A 13,376-nucleotide genomic window follows, 5' to 3' on the forward strand; every position below is an offset into this window, starting at 1 on the left:
AGTTCGATCAGTTGCTGATCAGGGCTTCTACTTCGGCAATCTTGCGCTCGAGGGTAGCCATGTCATGGCAGCGCAGGGTGGCATGGCCAACCTTGCGGCCTACCTTGAAGGCCTTGCCGTAGTGGTGCAGGTGGCAGTCACCGATGGCGACAACCTTGTCCACAGCCGGTACTTCACCAATGAAGTTGAGCATCGCGCTCTCGCCCACCTTGGCCGTGGAACCCAGCGGCAGGCCGGCGACAGCGCGCAGGTGGTTCTCGAACTGGCTGCACTCGGCGCCTTCAATGGTCCAGTGCCCGGAGTTGTGCACACGTGGGGCGATTTCGTTGGCCTTCAGGCCACCGTCGACTTCGAAAAACTCGAAGGCCATCACGCCTACATAGTCCAGCTTCTGCAGCACCCGGCCAACATAGTCTTCGGCCAGGGCCTGCAGCGGATGCGCCTGGCTGGCCACCGACAGGCGCAGGATGCCGCTTTCGTGGGTGTTGTGCACCAGCGGGTAGAAGCGGGTTTCGCCATCACGGGCACGCACGGCCACCAGCGACACTTCACCGGTGAACGGCACGAAGCCTTCCAGCAGGCATGGCACGCTGCCCAGCTCGGCGAAGGTGTCTACCACGTCTTCTGGAGTGCGCAGCACCTTCTGGCCTTTGCCGTCGTAGCCCAGGGTGCGGGTTTTCAGCACGGCCGGCAGGCCGATGCTGGCTACCGCGGCGTCCAGGTCTGCCTGCGAGAGGATGTCGGCGAAGGCCGGGGTCGGGATACCCAGGTCGCGGAACATGCTTTTCTCGAACAGGCGGTCGCGGGCGATGCGCAGCGCTTCGGCGCTTGGGTAAACCGGCACGAACTGCGAGAGGAAGGCCACGGTCTCGGCCGGGACGCTTTCGAACTCGAAGGTGACCAGGTCGACTTCGTCGGCCAGCTGGCGCAGGTGGCCCTGGTCACCGTAGTCGGCACGCAGGTGCTCGCCCAATGGCGCGGCGCAGGCGTCCGGTGCCGGGTCGAGGAAGGCGAAGTTCATGCCCAGCGGGGTGCCCGCCAGAGCCAGCATGCGGCCCAGCTGGCCGCCACCGATTACACCGATCTTCATGGGTTGAGCCTCAAGCCTGGCGCGGGTCTGGGTTGTCCAGCACGGTGTCGGTCTGTTCCGTGCGGAACTGCTTCAACGCCGCGTGGAACTGCGGGTACTTGGCGCCCAGGATACTGGCCGACAGCAGCGCAGCGTTGACGGCACCGGCACGGCCGATGGCCAGGGTGGCAACCGGCACGCCGGCTGGCATCTGCACGATCGACAGCAGCGAATCGACGCCCGACAGCATCGACGACTGCACCGGCACGCCCAGCACCGGCAGGTGGGTCTTGGCGGCGCACATGCCTGGCAGGTGGGCTGCGCCACCGGCACCGGCGATGATCACCTCGATGCCACGGCCTTCGGCCTCCTCGGCATACTGGAACAGCAGATCCGGGGTGCGGTGGGCGGAAACCACCTTCACTTCGTAGGGAATGCCGAGTTTTTCCAGCATATCGGCGGTGTGGCTAAGGGTGGACCAATCGGACTTGGAGCCCATGATCACGCCAACCAGTGCACTCATCGTCGAGCCTCTTCGCTTGTGCGCCCGTGGGCGCGTCAAAAAACAACAAGCCACGCGGGACGACCGGCGTGGCTTGTTTGCTGATCAGGACCGGACGCATCCGGTCGAAAGGCCGCGCAGTATACCGTAAGGTGGTGCGTTTAAGGCACCCCGGCGACCAACTGTCGCCCCTTATTTTTCGGGGCTTTGGCTGACTTTTGGGTCAACCGCCGCCGCACCTTCCAGCTTGCGCCACAGCAGCCGTACGTTGGCCTTGCGTACCAGGGCGCAACGGTACAGGCGGATCTCCAGTGGTACGTGCCACTGGCTGCCGCCACAGATGGCCAGTTCGCCCCGTTCCAGTTCGCCCCGCATCGACAGGCGCGGTACCCAGGCAATGCCCATGCCTTCCAGCGCCATGCTCTTGAGACTGTCGGCCATGGCCGTTTCATAGACGGTGGTATAACGCAGGTTGCGCTGACGCAGCAGCAAATTGACCGAGCGCCCAAGGAAAGCGCCTGCGGTATAGGCCAGCAGCGGCACACTGCCCTCGCCTTCCAGGTCGAACAGCGGCTTGCCTTCGGCATCCACGGCGCACACCGGCAACATTTCCGTGGTGCCCATGTGAAGCGACGGGAAAATCTCGGCGTCCATCTGCAAGGCCGCGTCCGGGTCATAGAAGGCCAGCATCAGGTCGCAGCCACCTTCACGTAATGCGTGCACGGCATCTCCGACGTTAGTCGCAACCAGGCGGGTGGCGATGTTCAAGCCGTCATTGCGCAACTGAGCCACCCAGCGGGGGAAAAAGCCCGACGCCAGGGAGTGCGCCGCAGCCACCTGAACCACCTCGCCCTGCCCGCCTTCAAGATGATGCAAATGGCGCAGAATTTCGCTCAACTGGTCGACAACAGTGCGGGCCGTGACAAGAAAAAGCTGGCCAGCCTCGGTCAGCTCGATCGGCGTGCGGGAACGATTCACCAACTGCAGGCCCAACGCTGCTTCAAGGCTGCGAATGCGCCGGCTAAAGGCCGGCTGGGTAACGAACCGCCGCTCTGCCGCCTGGGAAAAACTGCGGGTGGAGGCCAGTGCGCTGAAATCTTCCAGCCATTTGCTTTCAAGGTTCACGAAGCACATCTCCTGGCGTGCACCAAAATGGAACACGCTCGAATGTCAATTGGCGTCACATGAAACACTATGCCGTTTGTGCATAGGTTAGCGTGCAACAGCATTGGCCGCAAAATCACCTTCAGGCCTAGGATTGGCGCCATTCCGGCATGTGCCGGGTCAAAATCGAGATGATATACATCATGTCCTCCGCTGCATCGTTCCGCGTCGAAAAAGATCTGTTGGGTACCCTTGAAGTTCCTGCTGATGCCTACTACGGCATCCAGACCCTGCGCGCTGCCAACAACTTCCACCTCTCCGGCGTTCCGCTGTCGCACTACCCGAAACTGGTAGTCGGCCTGGCGATGGTCAAGCAGGCTGCTGCTGACGCCAACCGTGAGCTGGGGCACCTGAGCGATGCCAAGCACGCCGCCATCAGCGCCGCTTGCGGCCGACTGATCAAAGGCGACTACCACGAGCAGTTCGTGGTGGACATGATTCAAGGCGGTGCTGGTACTTCCACCAACATGAACGCCAACGAAGTCATCGCCAACATCGCGCTGGAGGCCATGGGCCACCAGAAGGGTGAGTACCAGTACCTGCACCCGAACAACGATGTGAACATGGCGCAGTCGACCAACGACGCCTACCCGACCGCTATCCGCCTGGGCCTGCTGCTGGGTCACGACGCCCTGCTGGCCAGCCTCGACAGCCTGATCCAGGCCTTCGCTGCCAAAGGTAAAGAGTTCGACCACGTACTGAAGATGGGCCGTACCCAGCTGCAGGACGCCGTGCCGATGACCCTGGGCCAGGAATTCCGCGCCTTCGCCACCACCATGACCGAAGACCTGCAGCGCCTGCGCTCGCTGGCCCCGGAACTGCTGACCGAAATCAACCTGGGCGGTACCGCCATCGGCACCGGCATCAACGCCGACCCTGGCTACCAGGCCCTGGCCGTTCAGCGCCTGGCCACTATCAGCGGCCAGCCGCTGGTACCGGCTGCCGACCTGATCGAAGCCACTTCCGACATGGGTGCCTTCGTGCTGTTCTCCGGCATGCTCAAGCGTACCGCAGTCAAGCTGTCGAAGATCTGCAACGACCTGCGCCTGCTGTCCAGCGGCCCGCGCACCGGCATCAACGAAATCAACCTGCCAGCGCGTCAGCCAGGCAGCTCGATCATGCCAGGCAAGGTCAACCCGGTTATCCCGGAAGCCGTCAACCAGGTGGCCTTCGCCATCATGGGCAACGACCTGGCCCTGACCGTCGCCGCCGAAGGTGGCCAGCTGCAGCTGAACGTGATGGAACCGCTGATCGCCTACAAGATCTTCGACTCGATCCGCCTGCTGCAACGCGCCATGGACATGCTGCGCGAGCACTGCATCGTCGGCATCACTGCCAACGAACAGCGCTGCCGTGAACTGGTCGAGCACTCGATCGGCCTGGTCACCGCCCTGAACCCGTACATTGGCTACGAAAACGCCACCCGTATCGCCCGCGTTGCCCTGGAAACCGGCCGCGGCGTACTGGAACTGGTGCGTGAAGAGAAGCTGCTGGACGAAGAGATGCTCAACGACATCCTGCGCCCGGAAAACATGATCGCCCCCCGTCTGGTTCCGCTGAAGGCGTAACCCGACCGCTGCAAACAGTCTCACCAGGTTAAGGGACTAGACACCTCTCAACCTTTCAAGGCCCGAGCCAATGCTTCGGGCCTTTTTTTGCCTGATGGATTTTGGGGCTGCTGCGCAGCCCAATCGCGACACAAGGCCGCTCCCACAAAAGGCCTGCGTACACCGATCAATGTGGGAGCGGCCTTGCGTCGCGATAGGGCCGCAAAGCGGCCCCCGGATAACGGCACACAACTTGCTCCATAATACGTCCCAGCCCAACGGGATTACCCAAATGCTGCACAGCCACCTCACCACCCTCAACGCGGTTTCGCTGATTCTCAACGTCTTCCAGGCAGACGGTTGTGACGCTGCGGACCTGCTGGCCGGCAGCGGCATTGGCCCGGCAGACCTGGGGCATGCTGATGCACGCATCACTACCCAACAAGAACTGCAGGTGTGCGCCAATGCCGTGGCCCGGCGCGAGGATATTGGCCTGGAGCTGGGCCGGCGCATGCATGTGTCGTGCTACGGCATGCTCGGTTACGCCCTGCTCTCCAGTGCCACTTTGGGTGACGCCTTGCGCCTGGCGCTGGAGTATCCGGCACTGCTGGGAACAGTGTTCAAGCTGCGTTTGATCGACGACGGCCAGCGAGTCTGGTTCAGCGCCAGTGATTACCACGACAGCCCGGCGCTGAGCGCCTTCAATGCCGAGTTCTGCATGGTTTCGCTGAAAGTCATCTGCGATGACCTGCTTGGTCGCCCGCTACCGCTGCTTGGCGCGCGCTTCGAACATCACCGGCCCGGCTACCACGCGCTCTATGCCGGTGCATTCCAGTGCCCGGTCGGTTTCGATGCCCAGGACAATGCCTTTGCTTTCGAGCGGCGCTGGCTGGACATGCCGCTGCCACTGGCCGACCCCATTACCCTCAAAGCCATGAGCGAACGCTGCCGGCGCCTGAACCTGGAGTTTACGGGCCGGCAGGCCTGGCTGGGGCGGATTCGCCAGTTGCTGGCGCAGCAACTGGATGCCGCCCCTGGGCTGGAAGGCCTGGCGCGGCAGATGAATTGCTCGTCGCGCACCTTGCGCCGGCATTTGCAGGCGCTTGGCAGCAGTTATCAGCAGATGCTGGACGAATTGCGGTTTGAGCGGGCCAAGCAGTTGCTGGCTGATGAGCAGATGCCGATCTACCGGATTGCCGAAACCCTGGGGTTCAGCGAGACGGCCAGTTTCCGGCATGCCTTCCAGCGTTGGAGTGGTGTGGCGCCCAGCCACTTCCGCGGTTGACCTGTTCTGGCCTCTTCGCGGGCTTGCCCGCTCCCACAGGTATCCCACTCGCCTTCAGGCCTGTGGTGTATCTGTGGGAGCGGGTTCACCCGCGAAAGGGCCGGCACAGGCCAAAGAGCTTGGCCACATCGATCCCCTTTTGGCCGTTTGCGTCGTTCTCCGTTACTGACCTGCCCATGACAATGGACCCACGCCAGTACCCACCGGAGAACAACAATGCTGACGATCTATTCCGATGACCACCGCCTGCACCACGGCCGCTGCGAGCTGATCGACGGCAAGCTGATGCCCTGCTTCGAGATGCCTTCGCGTGCCGACCACGTGCTGGACCAGGTCAAGAAGCGCAACCTCGGTGACATCCAGGGCCCCACCGACTTTGGCCGCGCCCCGCTGCAACGCATCCACAGCGCCGACTACCTGGCCTTCTTCGAGGGCGCCTGGGCCCGCTGGGCCGCGATGGGCCAGGAAGGCGACCTGCTGCCGTTCACCTGGCCGGCACGCACACTGCGCCAGGTAAAACCGACCGGCCTGCACGGTGAACTGGGCTATTACAGTTTCGATGCCGGCGCGCCGATTACCGCGGGTACCTGGCAAGCCGCCTACAGCGCCGCACAGGTTGCCCTCACCGCCCAGGCCGCAATCCAGCAAGGCGCCCATTCGGCCTTTGCCCTGTGCCGGCCGCCAGGGCACCACGCTGCCGGCGAAGTCATGGGCGGTTATTGCTACCTGAACAACGCCGCCATCGCCGCCCAGGCCTTCCTGGACCAAGGCAAGCGCAAAGTCGCCATCCTCGACGTGGATTACCACCACGGCAACGGTACCCAGGACATCTTCTACAGCCGCAACGACGTGTTCTTCGCTTCGATCCACGGCGACCCGCAGGACGAATTCCCGTTCTTCCTCGGCTATGCCGATGAAACCGGCGAGGGTGCTGGCGAGGGCTGCAACATCAACTACCCATTGCCGGCCGGCAGCGATTGGGCCGCCTGGAGCGCCGCCCTGGAAGACGCCTGCCAGCGCATCGCCCACTATGACGCCGATGTGCTGGTGGTTTCGCTGGGTGTGGATACCTTCAAGGACGACCCGATTTCCCAGTTCAAGCTGGACAGCCCGGACTACCTGGCAATGGGTGAGCGCATCGGCCAGCTCGGCAAGCCGACCCTGTTCGTGATGGAAGGCGGCTACGCTGTGGAAGAAATCGGTATCAACGCGGTCAATGTGCTGGAAGGCTTCCAGCGCGCCCAGCCAGGAGCCCGGTAATGGTCCGACTCAAGCGTCTGCTCGCCCCGTTCATCGCTGCCACCCTGTTCACCGGTGCCCTGCACGCTCAAGCCGAGCAGCGCACCCTGCGTGTGTATAACTGGTTCGACTACATCACCCCGCAGACCTTGACCGACTTCCAGAAGGACAGCAGCGTAAAACTGATCTACGACATCTTCGACACCAACGAAGCGCTGGAAGCCAAGCTGCTCACCGGCAACTCCGGCTATGACGTGGTAGTGCCGTCCAACGTGTTCCTCGCCAAGCAGATCGAAGCCGGGGTGTTCCAGCCGCTGGACCGCAGCAAGCTGCCGAACTGGCAACACCTGGACCCGGCGCTGATGAAACTGATCGAGGCCAACGACCCGGGTAACAAGTATGCCGTGCCTTACATGTACGGCACCGTACTGATCGGCTTCAACCCGGCCAAGGTCAAGGCCGCGCTCGGCGAGAATGCGCCGGTGGACAGCTGGGACCTGATCTTCAAGGAAGAGAACATCGCCAAGCTCAAGCAGTGCGGCGTGGCCCTGCTCGACTCGCCTTCGGAGATACTGCCGCTGGCCCTGAAATACCTGGGCCTGGACCCCAACAGCGGCAAGCCGGAGGACTACAAGAAGGCCGAGGCCTTGCTGCTGAAGATTCGCCCGTACATCACCTACTTCCATTCGTCCAAGTACATGGCAGACATCGCCAATGGCGATATCTGCGTGGCGGTGGGCTACAGCGGCAGCTTCTCGCAGGCCGCAAACCGTGCGCGCGATGCGAAGAACGGGGTGGTGGTGGACATGCGCCTGCCCAAGGAAGGTGCGCCTATCTGGTTCGACATGCTGGCGATACCGAAGAACGCGGCCAACCCGGAGGATGCCCACACGTTCATCAATTACCTGCTGCGGCCTGAGGTGATTGCACCGATCAGCGACTTTGTCGGCTACCCGAACCCGAACAAGGACGCGACCGACAAGGTGAACCCGGCTATTCGCAACAACCCCAACCTGTACCCGACGGCAGAGGCGATGGCCAAGCTGTACACGCTCAAGCCGCTGGCGCGGGATGCAGAGCGGGCGCGGACCAGGGCCTGGACGCGGATCAAGTCCGGCACCTGAGTTGGATTCTTCGCGGGCTCGCCCGCTCCCACATTGATCGTGTAACCGCCGAACCCTGTGGGAGCGGGCAAGCCCGCGAAGGGCCGCACAGCGGCCCCGTTCACTTTCTCCACGCCTTGCGCAGTTTCATCAGCGCCTCGGCAATCTCCCCCTCCGGCACTGCCGCAAACCCCAGCACCAGCCCCGCGCGCTTATCCACAGGTACCTCGCTGTCCGCCAACCAGAAATTGCTCAGCGGCGTCACCTCCACCCCCACCGCTTCGGCCCTGGCCACCAGCTCCTGCTCCCGCGCAAAGTTATCCACATCAACTTTCACATGCAGCCCTGCCGCCACTTCAGGCATGGGGCCCAGCCCTGGAATATCCACAGGCCAGCCGGCCTTGAGCACATTGCGCCGGCTCAACGCCGCCTTGCGCATGCGCCGGATATGCCGCTGAAAGTGCCCACGGGCCATGAACTCCGCCATCACGCACTGACTGCTGACCTCCGAATGCCTCACAGCCAACGCCTTGCCCTGGCTGAACGCCTGGGCCAACTGTGACGGCAGCACCAGGTAACCCAGGCGCAGCGCCGGGAAAGCGATCTTGCCAAAGGTGCCTACATACAGCACCCGGCCGTGCTGATCGAGCGCTGCAAGCGGGGCCAAGGGCGCGCCGCTGTAGCGGTACTCGCCGTCATAGTCGTCCTCGACGATCCAGCCATCGTTACGGTCAGCCCATGCCAGTAATTCCAGGCGACGCGCCAGGCTCATGGTCACGCCGGTCGGGTACTGGTGAGCAGGCGTCACGTAGGCCAGCCGGCAATCCTGCAATTGCGCGAGCCGATCGCAGTCCATCCCCTGTTCATCCACCGGTACGCCAAGCACCCGGCCACCCGCCAGCGCGAAGGCATGACCGGCCGCCCGATAGCCCGGGTTTTCCACAGCCACACCGTCGCCCGGCTGCAACAGCAACTGTGCACAAAGGCTGATGGCCTGCTGCGCTCCACTGGTGATCACAATTTGTTCAGCCGAGCAACCAAGCCCACGCGAGCGACGCAAGTAGGCAGCGATCAGCTCGCGCAGCATCAGCTCGCCCGCCGGGTCGCCATAGCCTAGTTGCTCCGGGCTCGGGTTACGCCAGAAACCCGCCTGCAGCTTGGCCCAGACGTCAAACGGGAACAGATCGAATGCTGGAATGCCAACGCGAAAAGCACGCGGCTGGCCGCTCCTTGGCGGCGGCAAGTGGTGAGTTTTCAGACGCTGCAAAGTGTCGCTGGAACGCCGGCTGCTGGATAAATCCTCAGTGTCTTTTCCCGATAATGTGGATAAGTCTGTTGATAACCTATGGGATAACCCTGTGGATACTTGTGTGGATAATTTCGGTAGCCGGCTTACATAGGTGCCATCGCCTACCCGGCTTTCGATGTAGCCCTCGGCGTACAACTGGTCATAGGCCCGCACCACACTGTTGCGTGACAGCTCCAGCATCGCGGCCAACTCGCGGGAGGCCGGCAACCGGGTGCCGCTGCTCAAACGCCCATCCAGCACCCGCGCACGCAGCGCCTGGTACAACTGCTGGCTGAGCCCGCGACGGCGATCCAGGGCGATGCCGGATGGGTCGAAAGGCAAGACGAGGGGGCGTTCGCTCATGGTATTGGACCTATAAAAACAGGCTGTAATGGCTCTTACACAGAACCAATAGCCTGCCTAGGATGGCACCATTGCACAAGGATACCGAGCATGTACAACAGCAAACCCCACCAGGAACACGACCTCGGCCGGCTGCACCAGCACATGCTCGACACCCGCCTGGCCGTGCTGGTCAGCCATGGCGAACAGGGCCTGCTGGCCACACACCTTCCGGTGCTGGTCGATACTGGCGAAGGCGAGTTCGGCACCGTCTATGCCCACCTGGCACGGGCCAACCGCCAATGGCAGGACCTGGAGCAAGGCGGCGAGGCCCTGCTGGTATTCCCCGGCGCGGACGCCTATGTCAGCCCCAGCTACTACCCGAGCAAAGCTGATAACCCGAAGGTAGTGCCAACCTGGAACTACCTGGCCGTGCACGCCTATGGCACGGCTGAGGTGATCCACGACGCAGCAAAACTGCTGACTATCGTCAGCCGCCTGACCGAGCGCCACGAACAGGGGCGCAGCGAACAGTGGAAGGTGGACGACGCCCCGGCTGACTACATCGACGGCATGCTCCGCGCCATTGTCGGCATCCGCCTGCCCATCGCCCGCCTGCAAGGTGCGCGCAAGCTCAGCCAGAACCGCTCAGCCGAGGACATCGCCGGCGTGCGCGAAGGGCTGGGCGCCAGCACCGACTACCTGGACAACCAACTGGCGGCGCAGATGCGCCACCTCTGAGGAAACGCCCCATGCCCAATGTCACCCTGCGCCCCGTCACCGCCCAGGACCACGCCGCCTGGCTCGCCCTGTGGCAGGCTTACTTGCGCTTCTACCAGACCGAACTGGCCGAGGACGTCAGCCTCAGCACCTGGCAACGCCTGCTCGACCCGAACGAACCCACCCACTCGACCCTGGCTTGGGTCGATGACAAAGCAGTGGGGATGGTCAACTTCATCTACCATCGTTCCAACTGGAGCATCGAGAACTCCTGCTACCTGCAGGACCTCTACGTCGACAGCACCCAACGTGGCCTGGGGATCGGCCGCCAGCTGATCGAGCACGTGTACGCCAGGGCCAAGGCCGACGGCTGCATCAAGGTGCACTGGCTGACCCACGAAACCAACGCCACCGCCATCAGCCTGTACGAACAGGTTGCCGAGCGCCCGGGCTTCATCCAATTCCGTAAAGGGTTGTAGGCCACATGACTGACGCACTGCACTGGAAACCCGCCGCATCGCCCAAGGCCGAGCCCATCGACGGCCGCTTCATCCGCCTGGAAAAACTCGACCCGGCGCGCCACGGCGACGACCTCTGGGCCGCCCTGCAAGGGCCGGATTCCGACCCGCTGCTGTGGGACTACCTGCCCTATGGCCCGTTTACCGAACGCGCTGCCTTCGACCGCTGGCTGCAAGGTAACGCCGCCGGCCACGACCCGCTGTATTTCACCGTGATCGACCGCGCCAGCGGCGAGGCTCAGGGCATCCTCACCCTGATGTCGATCGTGCCCGACCATGGCCGCATCGAGATCGGCCACATCGCCTTCGGCGCTCCCATGCAGCGCACACCCAAGAGTACCGAGGCCGTCTACCTGCTGGGCAAGCTGAGCTTCGAACTGGGAAACCGCCGGCTGGAATGGAAGTGCAATAACGCCAATGCCCGCTCCAAGCGTGCAGCAGAGCGGTTCGGGTTCGTCTTCGAAGGTGTCTTCCGCAAGCACCTGGTGGTGAAGGACCACAACCGTGATACGGCGTGGTACTCGATAACCGATGATGAGTGGCCGCAGGTGGCGGTGGGGTTCGAGCGGTGGTTGAGCGCCGAGAACCAACGCCCGGAAGGGCAGGCAAAAACGCTTGAGGACTGCCGCAGGAGCTGATCTGCTCAACCGATCACGGGCTCACGAGCCTGTGATCGATGCAGTGGCTTACCTGATCTGGCTCACGCGCTTGACCACCCCCATCTGCAAGCCAAAAGGCTTGAACACCGCGTTCAACGAGTTCAACGTGGGGTTGCCACCGCCCTGCTCGATCTGGATCAGCGTACGCACGGAAATCTTGCACATCCGCGCAAACTGGGTCTGCTGCATCTTCGCCACCTCCACGCGCAGCCGCCGCACGGCAGCGCCCAGCTCAAGGCTGCCGTTGGCAATCCCTTCGCGTACTCCGTCGATCAGTAGCCCGCGGGCATCGATGGAAATCGTCATGCCAACCCCCATTCAGCCATCCGACGCTCAAGCCTGCCCAGCGCAATTGCCGGGTGATGCATCACAGCATCAGGCAGCCCAAGGCCGGACAAGATATCCGGCAATGCCAACAGGTGCCGGGCATCCTGCCGCAGACGCTCAAAAGCCTCGCCCGGGTCGACAAATTTGGCCAGTGCAACGCAGGCAGCCTGCCAGTCGATATCGCCTGCTCGCTCTATCGAGGCTGGCCACTTGGTCGTTCGAGTTATCCCTTCCTGATCCATCACCATCGGTGCAAGGTCGTAGATCGGTGCGAGGCGCACGGTGTTGCGGGTACGGATGATCGCGGTGTTACGCCCGTGGTTATCGGCATTACCCAGGATCTTGTTGATCAGGTCGCGCCGCAGATAATCGGCAACCAGGTCCGGCAGCTCTTTTCCTTGCCCGGCCGCTTTCCACAACCCGGCGAGCGCCTCGACCACCTCCAGGTGCCCCATTCGGCTGCCAGGCTCGGTTACTCCACACAGGGAATACACCGACTCCACGGCAAAGCGCTGCACACCCTCAGCGCAAACCTGGCGGTCGAAGCGTTCCATCCACAGGCTGGGCTTGCTGCCTTCTTCCAGCGCCATGTATTCACTGGCCACCGTTTCGATGCCAAGCTGCTGCAACGCCTTGTAGTAGAGGCATTCGGCCCGCAGGATCTGCTGATCATCAGCTAGCGCATGGTTCCTGGCGAACTTGATGAACCAGTGACGACGGGCACGTTCATCCGCAAGCACCGCGTCCGGATACAGTTGGCCGTTTTCTGCCTCGGTCATCAACAGCTTTGGCGCTTCCCCACCGGCGCCTGTCGCGCCACCAATGGCCGCACCTTGCTCATAGGCGTATTCGAGAAACCGTTGATCGCGGGTGATCACATCCTGACGGGTAAACCCGATGGGGTCGGCAAGATCCAGTAGCTCGGCCGATTCCTTGATGCGCAGGTTGCCGATTGGGGCCGGGGTGGAACGCCCCAGCAGAAACAGGTCATCCCCCATGCCTTCTGGTTTCTCACGGCCGATATGCCGCAGCAGGAAGCGCTTTGCGGCACCGGCGGGTGCGATGTCGTAAAGGAATGCGGGCGCGTGCTGCAGACGATGGGAACCAAAATCCACTGGCAACCTTGCGCTTGCCGCCTGGCAGAACAGGCTGTCGTATGCATCCAGACTGGTTTTGACGTACTCGGAGGTATATCCGAACTCGCAGGGACTGGAGAGGCTCTTTTCAGGCTCGGCAAAGGCTATGGCAACAGCATCATGCCACTGCCCCTGATCATGGAGTTGGAGCGTGAGTCTGTACATGGTTCACCTGCGATTTACCGCATGCTGTTGACCGAGCGGCCCGGTCAATCTGCAGCATAGTGCAGATTTTTGACGAATTCCATTCCTGCTCTGCACTTTAATGCAGATGTAGGCTGAAAGCCTCTTCAAATTCTGCATTAAAATGCATAGCCCTCTATAAAAAAAGGGGAGCATCCGCTCCCCAGAGGTTAACCGCTTGTAGATGAGGGCTTAAATCAGGTTCTTCACGGATTGCCGGGAAAGTCATTCTTGATCTTCATGAAAAAGAACTCGCTGTCCCGGTAGCCGTAAGCCATCCGCTTGATCACCTTG

At 62.4% G+C, this 13,376-nt stretch carries 13 protein-coding genes; 7 read left to right on the top strand and 6 right to left on the bottom strand.

Annotation, left to right across the window (positions count from 1 at the left end; translation table 11 throughout):
- Positions 1-7: 7 nt before the first annotated feature.
- The 3 genes from ACQKPZ_RS20145 to ACQKPZ_RS20155 form a co-directional block, all read right to left on the bottom strand.
- Complete coding sequence (locus ACQKPZ_RS20145; RefSeq protein ID WP_427541419.1) at positions 8-1,090, bottom strand: 5-(carboxyamino)imidazole ribonucleotide synthase; 1,083 nt, start codon at positions 1,088-1,090, stop codon at positions 8-10.
- A gap of 10 nt (positions 1,091-1,100) precedes the next feature.
- A complete protein-coding gene (gene purE, locus ACQKPZ_RS20150) occupies positions 1,101-1,592 on the bottom strand; it encodes a 5-(carboxyamino)imidazole ribonucleotide mutase (RefSeq protein WP_009684500.1) in 492 nt (163 codons plus the stop codon).
- 171 nt (positions 1,593-1,763) lie between these two features.
- The gene (locus ACQKPZ_RS20155) at positions 1,764-2,696 is read right to left on the bottom strand and encodes a LysR substrate-binding domain-containing protein (RefSeq protein ID WP_427541422.1); all 933 of its coding nucleotides are present in this window, start codon (positions 2,694-2,696) and stop codon (positions 1,764-1,766) included.
- Positions 2,697-2,878: 182 nt separating this feature from the next.
- Here ACQKPZ_RS20155 and aspA point away from each other — a divergent pair, with 182 nt between their 5' ends.
- From aspA to ACQKPZ_RS20175, 4 genes are all read left to right on the top strand, one after another.
- Positions 2,879-4,303 carry an aspartate ammonia-lyase gene (aspA, locus tag ACQKPZ_RS20160; protein ID WP_346644335.1) on the top strand — a complete coding sequence of 475 codons (1,425 nt, stop codon included), beginning with the start codon at positions 2,879-2,881 and terminating at the stop codon, positions 4,301-4,303.
- 271 nt (positions 4,304-4,574) lie between these two features.
- On the top strand, positions 4,575-5,567 hold the full coding sequence (locus tag ACQKPZ_RS20165; RefSeq protein ID WP_427541424.1) for an AraC family transcriptional regulator: 993 nt from the start codon (positions 4,575-4,577) through the stop codon (positions 5,565-5,567).
- A gap of 216 nt (positions 5,568-5,783) precedes the next feature.
- Entirely contained in the window at positions 5,784-6,827 is a 1,044-nt protein-coding gene (locus tag ACQKPZ_RS20170; protein WP_427541427.1) for a histone deacetylase family protein, read from the top strand.
- A complete protein-coding gene (locus ACQKPZ_RS20175; RefSeq protein ID WP_427541430.1) occupies positions 6,827-7,930 on the top strand; it encodes a polyamine ABC transporter substrate-binding protein in 1,104 nt (367 codons plus the stop codon). The genes ACQKPZ_RS20170 and ACQKPZ_RS20175 overlap by 1 nt, the downstream gene beginning before the upstream one ends.
- A gap of 100 nt (positions 7,931-8,030) precedes the next feature.
- On the opposite strand, the gene ACQKPZ_RS20180 is transcribed toward ACQKPZ_RS20175, so the two are convergent.
- Entirely contained in the window at positions 8,031-9,560 is a 1,530-nt protein-coding gene (locus tag ACQKPZ_RS20180) for a PLP-dependent aminotransferase family protein (protein ID WP_427541433.1), read from the bottom strand.
- 90 nt (positions 9,561-9,650) lie between these two features.
- On the opposite strand from ACQKPZ_RS20180, the gene ACQKPZ_RS20185 reads away from it, so the two are divergent.
- From ACQKPZ_RS20185 to ACQKPZ_RS20195, 3 genes are read left to right on the top strand one after another with little or no spacing between them, the layout of a single operon-like run.
- Complete coding sequence (locus tag ACQKPZ_RS20185) at positions 9,651-10,280, top strand: FMN-binding negative transcriptional regulator (RefSeq protein WP_427541436.1); 630 nt, start codon at positions 9,651-9,653, stop codon at positions 10,278-10,280.
- Between the two features lie 11 nt (positions 10,281-10,291).
- Entirely contained in the window at positions 10,292-10,738 is a 447-nt protein-coding gene (locus tag ACQKPZ_RS20190; RefSeq protein ID WP_427541439.1) for an N-acetyltransferase family protein, read from the top strand.
- Positions 10,739-10,743: 5 nt separating this feature from the next.
- Positions 10,744-11,415: a GNAT family N-acetyltransferase gene (locus ACQKPZ_RS20195; RefSeq protein WP_427541442.1), complete on the top strand. Its 672-nt coding sequence runs from the start codon at positions 10,744-10,746 to the stop codon at positions 11,413-11,415.
- Positions 11,416-11,463: 48 nt separating this feature from the next.
- Here the strand turns inward: ACQKPZ_RS20195 and ACQKPZ_RS20200 are convergent, their stop codons facing one another.
- The gene (locus tag ACQKPZ_RS20200; RefSeq protein ID WP_427541445.1) at positions 11,464-11,742 is read right to left on the bottom strand and encodes a helix-turn-helix domain-containing protein; all 279 of its coding nucleotides are present in this window, start codon (positions 11,740-11,742) and stop codon (positions 11,464-11,466) included.
- Entirely contained in the window at positions 11,739-13,064 is a 1,326-nt protein-coding gene (locus ACQKPZ_RS20205; protein WP_427541448.1) for a type II toxin-antitoxin system HipA family toxin, read from the bottom strand. Before ACQKPZ_RS20205 ends, ACQKPZ_RS20200 begins: the two co-directional genes overlap by 4 nt.
- Positions 13,065-13,376 lie beyond the last annotated feature (312 nt).

The organism is Pseudomonas sp. NPDC089547, assembly GCF_050280665.1.
In the GTDB taxonomy this organism is placed as follows: Bacteria; Pseudomonadota; Gammaproteobacteria; order Pseudomonadales; family Pseudomonadaceae; genus Aquipseudomonas.

Bases quoted from the DNA above. Each gene is read 5' to 3' on its own strand.
- ACQKPZ_RS20145 (WP_427541419.1), bottom strand. From the start codon at position 1,090: ATGAAGATCGGTGTAATCGGTGGCGGCCAGCTGGGCCGCATGCTGGCT.
- purE (WP_009684500.1), bottom strand. From the start codon at position 1,592: ATGAGTGCACTGGTTGGCGTGATCATGGGCTCCAAGTCCGATTGGTCC.
- aspA (WP_346644335.1), top strand. From the start codon at position 2,879: ATGTCCTCCGCTGCATCGTTCCGCGTCGAAAAAGATCTGTTGGGTACC.
- ACQKPZ_RS20165 (WP_427541424.1), top strand. From the start codon at position 4,575: ATGCTGCACAGCCACCTCACCACCCTCAACGCGGTTTCGCTGATTCTC.
- ACQKPZ_RS20170 (WP_427541427.1), top strand. From the start codon at position 5,784: ATGCTGACGATCTATTCCGATGACCACCGCCTGCACCACGGCCGCTGC.
- ACQKPZ_RS20175 (WP_427541430.1), top strand. From the start codon at position 6,827: ATGGTCCGACTCAAGCGTCTGCTCGCCCCGTTCATCGCTGCCACCCTG.
- ACQKPZ_RS20180 (WP_427541433.1), bottom strand. From the start codon at position 9,560: ATGAGCGAACGCCCCCTCGTCTTGCCTTTCGACCCATCCGGCATCGCC.
- ACQKPZ_RS20185 (WP_427541436.1), top strand. From the start codon at position 9,651: ATGTACAACAGCAAACCCCACCAGGAACACGACCTCGGCCGGCTGCAC.
- ACQKPZ_RS20190 (WP_427541439.1), top strand. From the start codon at position 10,292: ATGCCCAATGTCACCCTGCGCCCCGTCACCGCCCAGGACCACGCCGCC.
- ACQKPZ_RS20195 (WP_427541442.1), top strand. From the start codon at position 10,744: ATGACTGACGCACTGCACTGGAAACCCGCCGCATCGCCCAAGGCCGAG.
- ACQKPZ_RS20200 (WP_427541445.1), bottom strand. From the start codon at position 11,742: ATGACGATTTCCATCGATGCCCGCGGGCTACTGATCGACGGAGTACGC.
- ACQKPZ_RS20205 (WP_427541448.1), bottom strand. From the start codon at position 13,064: ATGTACAGACTCACGCTCCAACTCCATGATCAGGGGCAGTGGCATGAT.